Here is a 14,570-nt window from a genome sequence, read left to right as displayed (position 1 = left end):
CGGCACCGGCGAACCGGCGCCTCTTTCCTCCACACGCAACGTGAAAGGTTGCGGCGGCCTTGGCCAATTCGCTTTTGGCACGACCCCATGCGAAATCGGCATACCTATTTCGATTGAATGACTTATGATCATCTTTGCCGCGCAGAAGGCACCGGAGGGACACGTGAATGGAGATCAAGTGGCTGGAGGACTTCGTGACGCTGGCCGACACGTCCTCATTTTCACGCGCCGCCGAATTGCGCAATGTCACCCAACCGGCTTTCAGCCGCCGCATCAAGCAGCTCGAAGGCTGGCTCGGTGCCACGCTGATCAGTCGCGCCACCATGCCGGCCGAACTGACGCCGGCGGGGCGCAACTTCCTGCCCGTCGCACAGGAGGCGATCCGCACCTTCTATGCGGCTCGCGAAGCGCTGCGCCCCTCGCATGAGCCGGGCCTCATCCGCTTTGCCGCCCTGCATACGCTGACGGTCACCTTCTTTCCGCGCTGGCTGAAGACGCTGGAAGGCGCGGGCGGCACCTTCAGCACATCGCTCATCCCCGACCGCGGCGGCATCGAGGCCAATCTCGATGCGCTCGTTGGCGACGAGGCCGATTTCTTCCTCACCTATGCCCATCCGGAGGTGCCGTTCCATCTCGATCGCGGACAGTTCGCTTCGCTGACGGTCGGTCAAGACCGGCTGATGCCGCTCGTATCGGCGGAGATCACGATTGCGGGCCAGGTGCAGCCCGGACACAATCTCCTCGACCGCGCCGTCGCGCAGCCGCGGCTCGCCGTTCCCTATCTCAGCTACGGATTCAATTCCTTCTTCGGCGTCGCCCTGTCGCGCCTCCTCCTGCGCCGCCCGCCCTTCCGCCGGCGCACGACGCACGAGAACACCATCAGTGCTGGCCTGATGAACATGGCGGTAACGGGCGCCGGCCTCTGCTGGCTGCCGGAAAGCCTTGCGCGCGAGGAGATGGAGGCGGGACGCCTCGTGTCGGCCTCGGCGGACGAGGGCTGGAACCTCGACCTCGAAATCCGTCTCTACCGCCATGCGGCAAGCCGGACCGGCAAGGTCGAGGATTTCTGGCGCGCGGCGCGGCAATTTCTGGAAGCAGCGCCTGCCGAAATCAGACCTTCAGGAAGAGCAACGCCCTGAGGATTTCCGAAAAATCCGTATGCTCGAAGGCGACGGCGCGAGGACCGTGCGCCTTGGCACCGGGATACCATGCGGCCCGGTACGCCTCGGTCGGCGTGCTGAACTCGATCACCACCTCGTAGTGATCCGCCTTCGCGGGCAGTGCCTGCGCGAAATCGCCCGACAGCGCTGCTGCCACGCCTTCACGGATGAGGCGACGCGACCAGGCGGGCGAGATGGATGTCGAGGCACGGCCTCTGCCATCGAGCGTTTCCACCGTCGCAAGGCCCGGCACCATGGCCCGGGCCTCGGCGCAAATACCCACGTCTCCCGCGAGAAACACGGAAGGCACACCATAGCCGGCCGCACAGAGCGCGTTGAAAGTGAACTCGGACGCGACCTCGCCATTCAGCAGCAGGCGCGAGATACGCAGGTTGGAAGTGTGGGCCAGCGGATTGACCTCCGTGCCGGCCTTGGAATGGTAACCGGTATAGATCGCGGCGGCGAAACCGGCGTCGATGCCGAACATCATTTCGTCCGGGTGGCCCGACCAGCCGCGCACGATGCGGGCGTAATCGGGCAGGCGATCGAGGATGAGGTTGCGGCCGCTGTCATGGGCATCCTTGATCACCACTTCCGTGGCACCGGCGGCGCGCGCGCCCTCGCAGGCGGCAACCACCTCGCCCGTCATCAGCGCGCGGAACTCGGCCCAGTCCGGATGGGTGCGCTCGGCCTCGTTCCAGTGGGCAATGCCGGCGGTGCCTTCGATATCGGCGGAGATGAAGACTTTCATGATGCGGGGCTCTCCTTCAGCCAGTCCGTGAGGGCGGGATAGGTGCGGCCGCTCCGTGCCGGCGTGGCCGGCGCGGCACAGAGCGCGTTCAGCACCGCCTCCTGCGTGGTCTCGGCAGCGGCGCGGAAGGCGATGTCGATATAGCTGTCAGACAGCCGTTGCTGCATGGCGACGGGCGCGGCCGGATCGTGCTCGACCGGATCGGCCGTTGTGAAACAGAGGACAACGTCGCCGCTGCCATGGCCCCAGAAGGCGCCGAGCCGGGCAAGCCCGGCCCCGCCACGCCGGGCGACGCGCTGCAACTGCCTGTCCCCCAGCGGCAGGTCCGTCGCCATGACGACGATGACCGAGCCGCGCTCGGGGCTTGCCGGCACACGCGGATCGGGCCGGCGGCCATCCGGCAAGACGAGATCGCCGGCCGCGCCGAAATTGGCGAGGACCAGCGTGCCGAGCGTGAAATCGTGCTTGCCGATGCGCATCAGCCGCGACGCGGTGCCGATCCCGGCCTTGAAGCCGAAGGCGGTCATGCCGGACCCGGCGCCGACCGCCCCCTGCTCGACCGGCCCCGGACGCGCGGCGTCAAGAGCGGCATCAGCATCGGCGGGCGTCACGCCGAGGGCCTGGATATCGTTGATGCCGCCGTCGTTGCATTCGCAGACCAGCGCATTGACGGTCGAGGTTTTCCGCCCGATCGCCGGATTGGCGCCGATGGCGCGGCGGATGAGCGCCTCGGTGCAGGCCGCAACGCCAAAGGTGTTGGTGAGCAGGATGGGCGTCTCGATCGTGCCGAGCTCGGCCACCTGCATCAGCCCGGCCGACTTGCCGAAACCGTTGACGATCTCGACCGCTGCCCGCGGCTTGACGCGGAAGAGATCGCCCGGATGCGGCACGACGGCCGTCACGCCGGTGAAGAGGCCGTCCCCGCGCAGCGAGCGGTGGCCGACGGCGACCCCGGCAATATCGGTGATGGCATTGCCCGGCCCCGGCTCCAGCCGCCCCTGCGGGATCAGGCCCAGTTCGCGCGCCGTGTTCATGTCCGCCCCTTCCGGCATTCCAGTTCTTGAAAAGATGGTTCTTTTTCAACGAGCAACCATAAGCCGCCTCGCCGGGCATGCTCTAGACCGAAACGCCGGCCGCTTCCAGATAGAGCGCCTGCAACACCCGTGTCCGGGGTCCGGGTTTTCCATCGCCGATCACCCGGTCGCCGATACGCACAACGGGCATGACCAGGCTGGAAGCGGAGGTCTGGAAGGCCTCCGCCGCATCCTGCGCCTCTTCGGGCGTGAAGGCGCGCTCCTCGATGCGCAGGCCCTCGGCGGCGCAGAGGCGCGCAAGGGCGCGCTGGGTGCAGCCCGGCAGCGTGGCCTGCGAGGCGGCGCGCGTGAGGATGCGACCATCGGCGGTGATGAGATGGGCGGTCGAGGAGGCGCCTTCCGTCACCAGCCCGTCTTCCACCAGCCAGACATCGTCGAAGCCACGGGCCCGCGCCGTCTGCTTGGCCATCACCTGCCCGAGCAGCATGGCGGTCTTGATGTCGCGGCGCTGCCAGCGCGGATCAGCGGCCAGATCGACCGAGATGCCGTTCTGCTGGGTCTTTGTCCCCGTCAGGGTCTTGGCCTGGGTGAAGCCGACCAGCCGCGGCGTCAGAGTGGCAGGGTAGAAGAAGTCGCGATCCGCCTCGCCGCGCGAGACCTGCAGATAGACGGTGCCGTCCTGCAAGGCATTGCGGGCGATCAGTTCCGCCTGAATGGCCTCGATTTCCGTCCGGCCGAGCAATAGGGCAATGCCGAGCTCCCTCAGCGAGCGTTCGAGCCGGGCGAGATGCAGGTCGTTATCGATCATTCGTCCGGCAATCACCGCCGTCACTTCGTAGACCGCATCACCGAACAGGAAGCCGCGATCGAACAACCCGATCCTGGCCTCCTCCTCTGCTACGAATTGACCGTGGACGTAGACGATCCTGCCCATCTGTTCCTCTTGCTTGCGCCGGTTGCCTTTGGCGCGGAACATTGGTGTGACTTGCCGCGGCTGACCAATTCAATTTGGGCAGGATCCTATGCAAAAATCGCCTGAGGTCTTGTTTTGCAATATGTTAGACGGCGTCAGTTGCGCCGGACATAGCGGATCCCGCGGGCCAGCCAGCAGCCGAGCACCAGACCCGTGATGTGTCCGGCCGCATCGCGCTCAGCCACCAGCGTCCAGTCCCCCGGGGCCGGCGCATCCATCGAGCGACGGGTTACGACGAGCCAGACATCAGGACCGGCCGGCCGGACGATTTCGGGCCGGCCCGTGCCGAGGAAGCCCTCAGCCCAGAGATAGGTCCCGCCGTCACGGCATTCGATGACGATGTCGGCCTCCAGTTCGGGGGAGCGGTAGCGGCCCGCAAGACGCGCGTCGCCGACCGCCGGCGCCGATGCGACCGGCACCAGCCTCTCGGCGTAGTTTTCCTGTGCGCGCTGCATCAGGAGGTCCTCACCGGCACGGGCGACCTTGACGGACGAAGAGGCAAGACTGCCCTCCTCCGCCTCCAAAAGGCTTTCCGGCGACGTGCCGAAGCGCAGTGTCGCCGAATCGAAACCTGGCTCCAGTCGCGCAAGAAGACCGGTCTCGCGACTCATCCATTGACCGCCCCAGCGCTCGCCGAGCGGCTTGGAAGCGGGATGCGGCAGGCCGAGCGCGGCGCGCAGCAGCCGATGCGCCGCCCCATGCGCATCGCCGTGATGATTGAACATCACCACGACCGAAAGCCGCGCCTCGGCCGAATAGGCCCGGAAGGCCCGGAACCCGCGCAAGGCGCCGCTGTGGCCGGTGAACGCGACATCACCGACACGCGAATGCTGCAGGCCGAAACCATAGGAGGCGGCCGCCCCGTCGCGGAAGGTCTGCGGCACGGCGATCTTCCGGTAGAGGCTGTCCGGATCCCCGCGTGTCGCATCGATCCAGCGCTCATAGGCGAGCATGTCGTCGAGCGAGGCGGAAATGCCCGCATCACCGCGCCAGTAGATGCCGTTGTCTGCCGGCAGATAGCCTGTCGCGTCACTGCCCTCGTAGCCGACCACGCCGTCCTCCGGCTGGCGGGTATCGGCGGTCAGCACGGCACCGGCCATGCCGGCCGGCTCCCAGATGTGCCGCGCGTAGAGCGTCTCAAGCGTGTCGGAGGAGAACTCCTCGAGAAGATCGGAGAGGAGGCGGAAATTGCCGTTGCTGTAGGAATAACGCGTACCCGGCGCAAAATGCCCGCTGCGCATACGCTTGAACGCCGATGCCGCATCATCACGCGAAAAGGCCTGCTCGGCTCTGGCACCGTGCAGCACGGTCAGCGCCCAGTAGTCGCGCAGGCCCGACTGGTTGTTGCAGAGGTCGCGCACCCGCGGCAGCGGACCGTCGAAATTCGGCAGATGCGCGGCGAGCCGGCCATCGAGGGCCTCCGGCGTGCCGCAGGCGGCCAGCATGGCCGCGCAGGTGAACTGCTTGGAGACCGAGCAGATCGGCAGCCGCGTGCCGGCCGTCATCGATCGCCGCGCGTCGAGATCGGAGAAACCCCAGGAACGAAGGGCGACAATCCGCCCCTCGCTGACCACACCGGCAACGCCACCCGGCCCCGGAAACCGCACGGCGAGTGCATCCATTTCCGCTTCGAGCCGCTTCTCGTCGATCATGCCCTGCCTGCCTTCCGTTCCCGCCCCGCCCGGCGCCTGCCCTGCGGGGGTCGCTGCGAATCTTTCCGGTGGCCATTCTTTCCATCCGCGCCGGCTTCGCAACTCGGCAAATCTGGCCGGCAGGGCATGCCGGGTCACTCGATGCCGTTTGCCCGCTGCACCTCACGCACGTAGGCGATCACGTTCTGGAGATCGGCCTTCGTCATGGCCGGCTGGGGCGGCATGTCGCCGAACCTCCAGTGATGCGCCCGCACGCCGTTGGCAACGGCCATCTCGAAGGCGTAATCGCCATGATGAGAGGGCTCGTAGATCTTATGCACCAGCGGCGGCCCGGCCTCGGTTCCCGCAGCATTTGCGCCGTGGCAGGCGGCACAGACGGCGTTGAACGCCCTTTCCCCCATCTTCGCCGCCTCCGACAGGGTTGCCGGAACCGTGACGGCGACGAGAGCGCCCCCACCTGTCGCAGCTTCTGCCGCCGGGGCCTCCGCCCCCCGGCGCGTCCAGACAGCGGCGGCGGCAATGCCCACCGCGACGATGGCGAGAACGGCGATCTTTCCCTTGTTCATGCCGCCAGCGGCATTTTTCGAGTGGCTCTTCTGTTGTTCGTTTCGTGTCATGTGCGTGTCCTGATCGGAAGCCGGCTGCGGCAATTGCCACCCGGCGAAATTGTTTTCTGAAGGGCCACGGGGCAATCCCCGCGACCGGATGTGCAAGATCAGCCGCCCGAGATCCGGCGCTGATAATCCGCCTCGCGCTGCGGCCAGGTGCTCTTGATGAAATCAAGCACCGCCGCGCTTTCGGCATCGCTGAGGATGCCGGCAAAACCCGGCATGTCGCTCTCGTAGCCGCCGCCAACGACCGCGGCCGTACCGCGGCGGATGATCGCCAGAAGCTGCGCGTCGGCATGATGCCAGGTGTGGCCGGTGGCATCGTGGGGCGGTGCGGGCAGGCGGCCGTCCGCCCGCGGGCTGCGCCAGTCAGGCTGGCCCTCCAGCCTGACGCCGTGACAGCTCGCGCAGTTCTCCGCATAGAGGGCTTTTCCGAGGGCGATACGCGCGTCCGCCTCCCGGCCCGGCCTTTCCAGGACGAAGAGAACCACGCCGGCCACGGCCGCAAGGACCGCGCCGCCTGCAATCCACGCCGCCTTCACGCCTCGACCCGGAACTCGGTCATCATGCCGGCCGAAAGATGCGGCATGTGGTGGCAATGCAGCATCCAGCGCGCGGCCTCGCCCGCGTCCAGCGCCACCGTGACCATCGACATCGGCGGCACATAGACCGTGTCGCGTCGGGCGCCGGCAAAACGACGGGCATTGATCCCGACCACCTGGAAGGCATGGCCGTGCAGGTGCATCGGGTGTCCCATCATCGACATGTTGTGGAAGCCGAGTTCCACCCGCTCGCCGCTCTTTGCGACGATGGGGCGGTGCTTGCCCCAGGCAGCCCCGTCGATGGTCCAGACATAGGGCTGCATGGAGCCGCCCAGCATGACCATCTGGTTGCGCTCGATCGGCCTTTCCGGCAACGTGTCGATGCCCGAAAGGCTCGCTTCCTGCGCAAGGTCAATATCGAAGGCCGGTGCCTCTTTTTCGGCAAGGGCGTCGATCCTGGCGATGGCCGCACCGGGCGTCGCAAGGACGATGCCGGTCCGCTCGCGCGCACCCTCGCGCAGCGCAAGCACGGGCCATGCCCCGCCTTCGTTCGGCAGGTCGATCTCGATGTCGAGCCGCTGTCCCATGGCAAGGCCAAAGCGGGAGCCGGCGAGCGGGCGGACCTGATGCCCGTCCACGGCGACGAGCTGCCCTGTCAGCGCGCCCGTATCGATCCAGAAAACCGTGGCGGCGGCGGCATTGATGACGCGCAGCCGGATCCGTCCGCCGTGCTCGACCGACACGACCTCGGGATCGGACAGCGTGCGGTCATTGGCAAGATAGGCATCCCAGTCGTAGTCGTTCAGGTCCATGGTCATGCTGCCCATCCCGGCCATGTTGCCTATATCCATCGCCATCGCACCCGTGGTTCCGGCGCTGTCCATGTTCATTCCGGCCATGCTGCCGTGGTCCATGCCCTGTATGGCACCCGAGGGAGCAGTGCCTGCATGCCCGCCGGTGATCTCCGCCAGCACCTCTTCCGGCGCCTTGAAGGAGAAATCGTGCAGGAAGAGCACCACATCCTGCCGGTCGGCGGCGAGGTCTTCCGGCCGGCGCACGATCAGCGGAGCCGCAAGCAGCTGCATTTCCTGGATCGGCACATGGCTGTGCATCCAGTGCGTGCCCGCAAGCGGGGCGAAATCAAAGCTGCGCGTCTCACCTGGCGCTAGAAGCGGCTGCGGCATATCCGGCACGCCGTCCTGCACGTTCGGCGGAATCTGGCCATGCCAGTGCACGATGGTGGGGACGGGCAGGTCATTGCTGAGGTCGACCCGAAAACGCTGGCCGGGATCGAGGACGAGGCCTTGCCCGCCGGGGCCGGAAAGGCCGAAGACGGTGGCGGCGCGACCGTCGATATCGAGTGTACGGCGCGTGGCGGCAAGCCGCAATGGCGCGGCCGTCTGGCCGAAGACAGGGATGGGGAACTGGGTTGCAGCAAGCGTTGCTGCGCCGGCGGCCAGGAAGCCGCGTCGGGTAAAGGATCTCATAGCATCACCTCGGGACAGACGTCCCGTTCAACAATCTGGAGGGGTGCGGCAGGAAGAGCCCGCCGCGGCTTCAAAGGCGGTGCGCTATGGGAGGTCGGTCGTCGAGGGCGGGCGGCGTCGAGACGAGCGCCGCGTCGGGATGACGACGGTAGGTTTCGCGGGGCGAGGCAAGGCCTGCCGGGATTCGCTCGGCCGGCAGAAACACGCCGATACCCATGCAGACGAGATCACACAGGCCGGGATCCGTCTTGCACGTCCCGTCATCGGTACAGGACGCCTTCGCCATGGACGTGTGGTCCATCGGCTGCATGCGGCTGGCCAGTTCCGTCGACACGATCATGCCGGTCTCGTGCGCCGAGGCCGTGAAGGACACGACCGCGAACAGACAAGCCGAAACGATGAGCAACAGAAACCGCAGCATGATACAAAAATAGGGATCCTATCCCGCTTTGTCCATCGCTCAGCGCCCGGGCAAAGTGCCGCGCAGATTTTCTCCTGCCGCCCGACAGGCCAGAGCCATGGATTTAAAGGCAAAAGGCCTTTAAGCCTCGCAGCTGTCGGCCTGGTCGTTCGTTGGGATTGCAAACGAACCGACGGACACCCGGGCCCGAAGCTCATGCAGGGAGTGCGCAGATGCTCGTCGGAATTACGATCTTGCTTGTTTTCCAGTTGATCGGCGAAGTGACCGCCTATTACCTCGGCGGCTTCGTGCCGGGGCCGGTCATCGGCATGGCGATGATCGCCGTGGTTCTCACGCTGACCGGCGCAAAGCCGTTTCTGCAGTCCGCCCACCAGCAAACCCTCGACACGTCGAAAGCCATCCTTGCCAATCTTGGCATCCTCTTCGTGCCCGCCGGGGTCGGCATCATCCAGCACCTGGATCTCATCCGCGACCGGGGTTTCGCGTTGCTCGCCATCGTACTGCTGTCGACCGTCATCACACTGACCGTCACCGTCTGGGTCTTCATCCTGGTGAAGCGACTTTCCGGAGGCTATACGAATGACTGACGGGCTCTGGGTCTATCTCGCCACCTCGCCGCTCCTGTGGCTTGCCTGCACGCTGGTCGTCTGGCTCGCGGCCACCGGCCTTGCCGGGCTCCGTCCGGGAAATCCCTTGCTGAACCCGATCCTCTTCTCCATCGCCGCCATTGCCACCGTGCTCTGCGTCACCGGGATCGACTATGCCACCTACTTCGAGGGCGCCCAGTTCATCCATTTTCTGCTGGGCCCGGCGACCGTCGCCCTCGGCATCCCGCTCTATGAAAAACTGGCGCTCGTGAAGAGCAACCTCCTGCCGCTGCTCGCCGCCCTCTTCGTCGGCAGCCTCACCGCGGTCGGCTCGACGGTGTTTTTCAGCCAGTTGTTCGGCTTCGCACCCGAGGTCGTCGCCTCGCTCGCCCCGAAATCCACGACCGCAGCGGTTGCCATGGCCATATCCTCCGGCCTTGCGGGGGACCCGGCCCTCACCGCAGCCGTCGTCGTGCTCACCGGCATCTGCGGTGCGATCGTCGTGACGCCCATGATGAACGCCATGCGCATCAAGGACTACAGCGCGCGCGGCTTTGCCGTCGGCCTCGCCTCGCACGGCATCGGCACGGCACGCGCCTATTCGGTGGATCCGGTGGCCGGGCTGTTTTCGGGGATCGCGATGGGGCTGAACGCGGTGCTCACATCCCTCATCGTGCATCTCTTCCTGTGATCGCTCACGCGATGGCGGTGATTTCGAGTTCCTGGTCACCGACTGTCACCAGATCGCCAACAGCCTTGCCCATGAGAATGCGGGCCACGGGCGCCACGTAGGAGATCGAGCCGGCCTTGGGGTCGGCCTCGTCCTCGCCGACGATGCGATAGGTCTGAACGCGTCCGTCGTCGCGGCTGAAGGTGACCGTGCTGCCGAAGGAAACGACATCGTTCGAGGCAGGCGCGGCAACGAGCTCGGCGGTTCGGACCCTTTCGGCAAGATAGCGCAGGTCACGTCCCGGGCCAGCCGCCTGCCGCCGGCGCTCGTTGACGTCCTCGATGGCGTTCGCCGCCGCATAGGACTCGCGGGCCTCCTGAAGCTGCGCCTCCAGTGCCCTCAGCCCGGTCTCCGTCACAAGATTGAGGTGCAGGGAGATCGCCCGTTCGGGCAGCAGGGTTTCCGCTGCCGTCTCGGCGCTCTCTTCCTTCATGAAGGCTACGCTCACACTCGAACTCCATCCTGACGCAGAGGGCACACGCCCTGCACTTGTCATTTGCTGTTTGCGGAAAAGGCCCTTCGCCCGGCCTGCCGACCGTCCATGGCCGGGCGGCTCGCAAACCGGACCCGCCACCGGGAATCTACCCATCGTCGGGAGATGGGTCAATTCCTCGACACGCCCGGCCCCGGCTGCAAAGACCATGCACGAGGATCAGGGGTGCGCCGACTGTCTCGTCGTATGCGCGATCGCAGATCCGGCGGCCGAGATCGCCGGCGGCGGCGATATGACCATACGGGCCTTCACCGCGCTGTCCGGCCCCGCTTCGCCCGCGATCTCCACACGGTTGCGGCCGTTCGACTTGGCGCGGTAGAGCGCACTGTCGGCCCGGCGCAGGATATCGTCATAGATTGTGTCGCCCGGGCGCAGGACGGCGATACCGCCCGAGATGGTAATGCCGATCCTCGCGTCGCCGACAGTGAAATCACTGCCCTCGACGGCGGCGCGCATCCGCTCGGCAATGGCGAAGGCATCGTCCGTGCCGAGATCGGGGAACAGCACGGCGAATTCCTCGCCGCCCATCCGGGCGATCGTGTCCGTCGGGCGTATTTCGGCGCGCAACCGCCTGGCGACATGGATGAGCACCCGGTCGCCGGTCTCGTGGCCGTAGGTGTCGTTGATCGCCTTGAACTTGTCGATGTCGAAGACGGCGATGGAAAAATCACGGTCCCTCGGCTTTGCGGCGAGAAAGGCTTCCGCGGCACGACCGGCGAGGCTGCGCCGGTTCGGCAGACCCGTCAGGTAGTCCGTTGCTGCAGCCCGCTCGAGACCTCGCCGCAACCGGTCGGAACACATCAGTAGGAATGCCGTCGTGCCCATGACGGGCAGCAGGGTCAACAGCATGGCGGACAAGACGTTCAGCCAGTTGTCCCCCGTCTCGACGGCGAAGGCATCGGGTACACCCACCCGCAGATAGAGCGCGCCCCGCAGGGCCGAATAGGCACCGACCCCGATGAACATCGCTGCAAGGATGGAGCGCGCCAGAGAGGCGTGGCCGCGCGTCCGGTCGAGCAGCACCCGCACGCACAGCGCCATCAGCCAGATCCAGGCGGCGGAAACGATCAGGATGCGAATGCGGAAATCCGGCATGACGGTGGAGAACCACACCACGGACGATGTCGCGATGGTCGCGGGAAGAAAATGCCAAGCCCTCACCTCCAGCCGGTGAAACGAGAGGATCGCGGCATAATAGGCGGTCAGGCCGAAGGCGAAGGCGGCATTGGCCGCCGACAGCATGACCGGCCGGGGCAGCGGTGCGCCGAAAGCAAAGACGATGCAGCCGAAAGCGACCAGCAGCGTTCCAAGACACCATTGGCTGGCCGCCCCGCGCAGCCGTGCCGGCAGGTCGCGGTGGATGGCGGCGAGGATCGCGCCATTGGCAAGCACCATCACAGACGCCGCCGTGAATATGGTTTTCGCATCCATCATGAACGCGCTTCCCCCAATCCGAAGATCGTTGACCGACGTCGCCTCAGGCGGCGCGGGACGGTCGGCACGCAAGCGCCGCCCATCGCCCGCACCCTATCCGGGAGGCCCTAAGAGCGCGTTTCGAGACGAGGCCAACAGAGCGTTAAGGCGCCGCCTCCGATTTGCGGCAAGCGCCGGCCGAGCCGATCGTCAGGCTTCGGCAGGCGCGGCCTGCGCCCGGTGATGGCTCGCCCGGAACAGCGTGCGGGTATAGTCATGCTGCATGTCGCCGGCGCGCAGCTGTTCGCGCGTCAGCGTTTCGACCGTCCGGGCATTCTGCATCACCATTAGCCGGTCGCACATATAGGATATGACTGCGAGATCATGGCTGACGATGATGAAGGTCAGCTTTAGCTCCTGGCGCAAGCGGTTGAGGAGGTTGAGGATTTCAGCCTGCACCGAAACATCGAGCGCCGAGGTCGGCTCATCGAGCAGCAACACGCTCGGGGCGAGCGACAGGGCGCGGGCGATCGCCACCCGCTGGCGCTGGCCGCCGGAAAGCTCATGCGGGAAACGGAAGCGGTGCGCCGCCGTCAGCCCGATCATCTCCAGCAGCTCAACCGTACGGGCATCCACGTCAGGCAGACGGTTGATCAGCATTGGCTCGGCGATGGCCTGGCCGATCGTGTAGCGCGGATGCAGCGAGGCATAAGGGTCCTGGAACACCATCTGCGCCACGCGCACGAGATCCTTCCGCCGCCCCCGGCGCAGGTCGATGCCCGCAATGCTGATATCGCCGGTCCACTGGCGATTGAGCCCCATGACAGTGCGCAGCACCGTCGACTTGCCCGAGCCGCTTTCCCCGACCAGCCCGAAGCTCTCGCCGCTCTCCACGGCAAGGCTGACATCCTGCACGGCGACGGCGCTGCCGAAACGGACGCCGAGATTGTCGATACGGATCATGGGCGTGCCTCTCCCCAGCTTGCCGCGCGCGCAAGGATCGGCAGCGGCGTCAGCGGCCCATCGATGGCGGGCAGGCAGGCAAGCAGGCCCTGCGTATAGGGATGCGCCGCCTCGTGCATGCGCCGCGCATCCAGCGTCTCGACGATACGGCCGGCATACATGACCAGCACCCGGTCGCAGAAGCGCGAGACGAGGTTGAGATCGTGGCTGATGAAGACGAGGCCCATGCCGCGGCGCCTGACCAGCTCGTCCATGATCTCGAGCACCTGCGCCTGCACGGTGACGTCGAGGGCGGAGGTCGGTTCGTCCGCGATCAGCAGTTCCGGCTCGCGCACCACCATCATGGCGATCATCACCCGCTGGCCCATGCCGCCGGAGAGTTCGTGCGGATAGAGGTCGTAGACGCGCTCCGGTGCACGGATATGCACCGCCTCCAGTATCTCGAGCACCTTCCGGCGCACCTTTGCACGCGGCAGCGAGCGGTCGCCGAGCCGGATCGCCTCGGCGATCTGCGCGCCGACGCGCATGACGGGGTTGAGCGAGAATTTCGGGTCCTGCAGGATCATGCCTATGCGGTTGCCGCGCAGCTGCCGACGCACGCGCGGCGAGGCCGTCAGGAGATCGATGCCCGCAAACGACATGGCGTCAGCGGCAACATGGGCATGGCCGGGTAGAACCCCCATCAGCGCACGGCTGGACAGGCTCTTGCCCGAGCCGCTTTCGCCGACGATGCCGAGCTTTTCCCGGCCGACCTCGAAGGAGACGCCCTTGACCGCCTCGATCGTCGCGCCGCCCTCGCCGGCAAAGGCGATGCGCAGGTTCTTCACGGTGACGAGCGGGTCGCTCATGCGCGCCTCCTCAGATGCGGGTCGAGCAGGTCGCGCATGGCGTCGCCCAGAAGATTGAAGCCGAGGCTGACGACGAAGATCGCAAAGCCGGGCATGGTCGCCACCCACCACTGGTCGAAGATGAACTTGCGGCCGGTCGAGATCATCGCGCCCCATTCCGGCAGCGGCGGCTGGGCGCCGAGGCCAATGAAGCCGAGGCCGGCGGCCGTCAGGATGATGCCGGCCATGTCGAGCGTCATACGCACGATCACCGAGGAAAGGCACATGGGCATGATGTGGCGGAAGACGATGCGGAATTCCGAACCGCCGGCAAGGCGCACGGCATTGACATAGTCGCTGTCGCGCACGATCAGCGCTTCGGCCCGCGCCAGCCGCGCATAGGGCGGCCAGGCGGTGAGCGTGATCGCCAGCGCCGCATTGACGATGCCCGGCCCGAGCGCCGCGACGAAGGCGAGTGCCAGCAGGAGTTTCGGGACCGCCAGAAAGACATCGGTGATGCGCATGAAGACCGCATCCACCCAGCCGCCCGCCGTTCCCGCCACGGCACCGATAACAAGACCGATCGGCGCGGATGTCGCCACGACCAGGCCGACGATGAGCAGGGTGAGCCGGGCGCCGTAGAGAATGCGGGAGAAGATGTCGCGGCCGAGCTCGTCCGTGCCGAGCCAGTTCTGCGCGCTTGGCGGCGAGAGGCGGCGCACGAGATCGGGAAGGTAGGGATCGTGCGGGGCAAGCAGCGGCGCGAGGATCGCGCTGGCCAGCAGCACGCCAAGGATGGCAAGGCCGATCATGCCGAGCGGATTGCGCGCAAAGCGGCGGGAGAACCTGCCGAATTCGCCGAGGCGTGCACGCCTTAACTGTCGGCGGCTGTCGGCGTGGGTGGGATTGGCGGTGGTCATGGCGGCCTC

General features: G+C 66.5%; 16 protein-coding genes. 3 read left to right on the top strand and 13 right to left on the bottom strand.

Going from position 1 to position 14,570, the window contains the following annotated elements; all coding sequences use genetic code 11:
• Positions 1 to 167: 167 nt before the first annotated feature.
• Positions 168 to 1,139, top strand: coding sequence for a LysR family transcriptional regulator (locus tag AKG11_RS17220; protein WP_050744759.1), 972 nt, complete (start codon positions 168 to 170; stop codon positions 1,137 to 1,139).
• Here the strand turns inward: AKG11_RS17220 and AKG11_RS17215 are convergent.
• The 8 genes from AKG11_RS17215 to AKG11_RS17180 form a co-directional block, all read right to left on the bottom strand.
• Entirely contained in the window at positions 1,111 to 1,911 is an 801-nt protein-coding gene (locus tag AKG11_RS17215) for a M55 family metallopeptidase (RefSeq protein ID WP_050744758.1), read from the bottom strand. The two genes, AKG11_RS17220 and AKG11_RS17215, sit on opposite strands and share 29 nt — an antisense overlap.
• A complete protein-coding gene (locus tag AKG11_RS17210) occupies positions 1,908 to 2,945 on the bottom strand; it encodes a DmpA family aminopeptidase (RefSeq protein ID WP_050744972.1) in 1,038 nt (345 codons plus the stop codon). The genes AKG11_RS17215 and AKG11_RS17210 overlap by 4 nt, the downstream gene beginning before the upstream one ends.
• Before the next feature lie 82 nt (positions 2,946 to 3,027).
• On the bottom strand, positions 3,028 to 3,879 hold the full coding sequence (locus AKG11_RS17205; protein WP_050744971.1) for a D-amino-acid transaminase: 852 nt from the start codon (positions 3,877 to 3,879) through the stop codon (positions 3,028 to 3,030).
• A 134-nt stretch (positions 3,880 to 4,013) separates the two neighbouring features.
• On the bottom strand, positions 4,014 to 5,570 hold the full coding sequence (locus tag AKG11_RS17200) for a D-aminopeptidase (protein WP_050744757.1): 1,557 nt from the start codon (positions 5,568 to 5,570) through the stop codon (positions 4,014 to 4,016).
• A gap of 134 nt (positions 5,571 to 5,704) precedes the next feature.
• Positions 5,705 to 6,187, bottom strand: coding sequence for a c-type cytochrome (locus AKG11_RS17195; protein WP_023516462.1), 483 nt, complete (start codon positions 6,185 to 6,187; stop codon positions 5,705 to 5,707).
• Positions 6,188 to 6,285: 98 nt separating this feature from the next.
• Positions 6,286 to 6,720 carry a c-type cytochrome gene (locus AKG11_RS17190; RefSeq protein WP_088016450.1) on the bottom strand — a complete coding sequence of 145 codons (435 nt, stop codon included), beginning with the start codon at positions 6,718 to 6,720 and terminating at the stop codon, positions 6,286 to 6,288.
• Positions 6,717 to 8,207 (bottom strand): multicopper oxidase family protein, encoded by a 1,491-nt coding sequence (locus tag AKG11_RS17185; protein WP_050744756.1) that lies wholly within the window; start codon positions 8,205 to 8,207, stop codon positions 6,717 to 6,719. The genes AKG11_RS17190 and AKG11_RS17185 overlap by 4 nt, the downstream gene beginning before the upstream one ends.
• Positions 8,208 to 8,277: 70 nt before the next feature.
• Positions 8,278 to 8,628, bottom strand: a complete 351-nt coding sequence (locus AKG11_RS17180) for a hypothetical protein (RefSeq protein WP_050744755.1) — start codon at positions 8,626 to 8,628, stop codon at positions 8,278 to 8,280.
• Between the two features lie 212 nt (positions 8,629 to 8,840).
• Between AKG11_RS17180 and AKG11_RS17175 the strand changes: the two genes are divergently transcribed.
• The gene (locus AKG11_RS17175) at positions 8,841 to 9,215 is read left to right on the top strand and encodes a CidA/LrgA family protein (RefSeq protein WP_050744754.1); all 375 of its coding nucleotides are present in this window, start codon (positions 8,841 to 8,843) and stop codon (positions 9,213 to 9,215) included.
• Positions 9,208 to 9,906, top strand: a complete 699-nt coding sequence (locus tag AKG11_RS17170; RefSeq protein WP_024271193.1) for an LrgB family protein — start codon at positions 9,208 to 9,210, stop codon at positions 9,904 to 9,906. Before AKG11_RS17175 ends, AKG11_RS17170 begins: the two co-directional genes overlap by 8 nt.
• A gap of 4 nt (positions 9,907 to 9,910) precedes the next feature.
• Here the strand turns inward: AKG11_RS17170 and greA are convergent, their stop codons facing one another.
• From greA to nikC, 5 genes are all read right to left on the bottom strand, one after another.
• Entirely contained in the window at positions 9,911 to 10,393 is a 483-nt protein-coding gene (greA, locus tag AKG11_RS17165) for a transcription elongation factor GreA (RefSeq protein WP_050744753.1), read from the bottom strand.
• Between the two features lie 204 nt (positions 10,394 to 10,597).
• Positions 10,598 to 11,872: a GGDEF domain-containing protein gene (locus AKG11_RS17160; protein ID WP_050744752.1), complete on the bottom strand. Its 1,275-nt coding sequence runs from the start codon at positions 11,870 to 11,872 to the stop codon at positions 10,598 to 10,600.
• 189 nt (positions 11,873 to 12,061) lie between these two features.
• A complete protein-coding gene (locus AKG11_RS17155; RefSeq protein WP_023516143.1) occupies positions 12,062 to 12,814 on the bottom strand; it encodes an ABC transporter ATP-binding protein in 753 nt (250 codons plus the stop codon).
• The gene (locus AKG11_RS17150; protein ID WP_050744751.1) at positions 12,811 to 13,662 is read right to left on the bottom strand and encodes an ABC transporter ATP-binding protein; all 852 of its coding nucleotides are present in this window, start codon (positions 13,660 to 13,662) and stop codon (positions 12,811 to 12,813) included. The genes AKG11_RS17155 and AKG11_RS17150 overlap by 4 nt, the downstream gene beginning before the upstream one ends.
• Positions 13,659 to 14,561 (bottom strand): nickel transporter permease, encoded by a 903-nt coding sequence (gene nikC / locus AKG11_RS17145; protein ID WP_050744750.1) that lies wholly within the window; start codon positions 14,559 to 14,561, stop codon positions 13,659 to 13,661. Before nikC ends, AKG11_RS17150 begins: the two co-directional genes overlap by 4 nt.
• Positions 14,562 to 14,570 lie beyond the last annotated feature (9 nt).

Origin of the sequence: Shinella sp. SUS2, from assembly GCF_001262505.1 — a bacterium.
In the GTDB taxonomy this organism is placed as follows: Bacteria; Pseudomonadota; Alphaproteobacteria; order Rhizobiales; family Rhizobiaceae; genus Shinella.
The sequence above is the reverse complement of the archived record's forward strand: the minus strand, read 5'-3'. Positions and strand labels throughout refer to the sequence as shown.

What these genes read in the sequence shown, in the direction of transcription:
- AKG11_RS17220 (WP_050744759.1), top strand. Translation starts at nt 168, where the DNA reads ATGGAGATCAAGTGGCTGGAGGACTTCGTGACGCTGGCCGACACGTCC.
- AKG11_RS17180 (WP_050744755.1), bottom strand. Translation starts at nt 8,628, where the DNA reads ATGCTGCGGTTTCTGTTGCTCATCGTTTCGGCTTGTCTGTTCGCGGTC.
- AKG11_RS17205 (WP_050744971.1), bottom strand. Translation starts at nt 3,879, where the DNA reads ATGGGCAGGATCGTCTACGTCCACGGTCAATTCGTAGCAGAGGAGGAG.
- AKG11_RS17210 (WP_050744972.1), bottom strand. Translation starts at nt 2,945, where the DNA reads ATGAACACGGCGCGCGAACTGGGCCTGATCCCGCAGGGGCGGCTGGAG.
- AKG11_RS17170 (WP_024271193.1), top strand. Translation starts at nt 9,208, where the DNA reads ATGACTGACGGGCTCTGGGTCTATCTCGCCACCTCGCCGCTCCTGTGG.
- nikC (WP_050744750.1), bottom strand. Translation starts at nt 14,561, where the DNA reads ATGACCACCGCCAATCCCACCCACGCCGACAGCCGCCGACAGTTAAGG.
- AKG11_RS17155 (WP_023516143.1), bottom strand. Translation starts at nt 12,814, where the DNA reads ATGATCCGTATCGACAATCTCGGCGTCCGTTTCGGCAGCGCCGTCGCC.
- AKG11_RS17185 (WP_050744756.1), bottom strand. Translation starts at nt 8,207, where the DNA reads ATGAGATCCTTTACCCGACGCGGCTTCCTGGCCGCCGGCGCAGCAACG.
- AKG11_RS17175 (WP_050744754.1), top strand. Translation starts at nt 8,841, where the DNA reads ATGCTCGTCGGAATTACGATCTTGCTTGTTTTCCAGTTGATCGGCGAA.
- AKG11_RS17195 (WP_023516462.1), bottom strand. Translation starts at nt 6,187, where the DNA reads ATGACACGAAACGAACAACAGAAGAGCCACTCGAAAAATGCCGCTGGC.
- AKG11_RS17215 (WP_050744758.1), bottom strand. Translation starts at nt 1,911, where the DNA reads ATGAAAGTCTTCATCTCCGCCGATATCGAAGGCACCGCCGGCATTGCC.
- AKG11_RS17150 (WP_050744751.1), bottom strand. Translation starts at nt 13,662, where the DNA reads ATGAGCGACCCGCTCGTCACCGTGAAGAACCTGCGCATCGCCTTTGCC.
- AKG11_RS17160 (WP_050744752.1), bottom strand. Translation starts at nt 11,872, where the DNA reads ATGATGGATGCGAAAACCATATTCACGGCGGCGTCTGTGATGGTGCTT.
- AKG11_RS17200 (WP_050744757.1), bottom strand. Translation starts at nt 5,570, where the DNA reads ATGATCGACGAGAAGCGGCTCGAAGCGGAAATGGATGCACTCGCCGTG.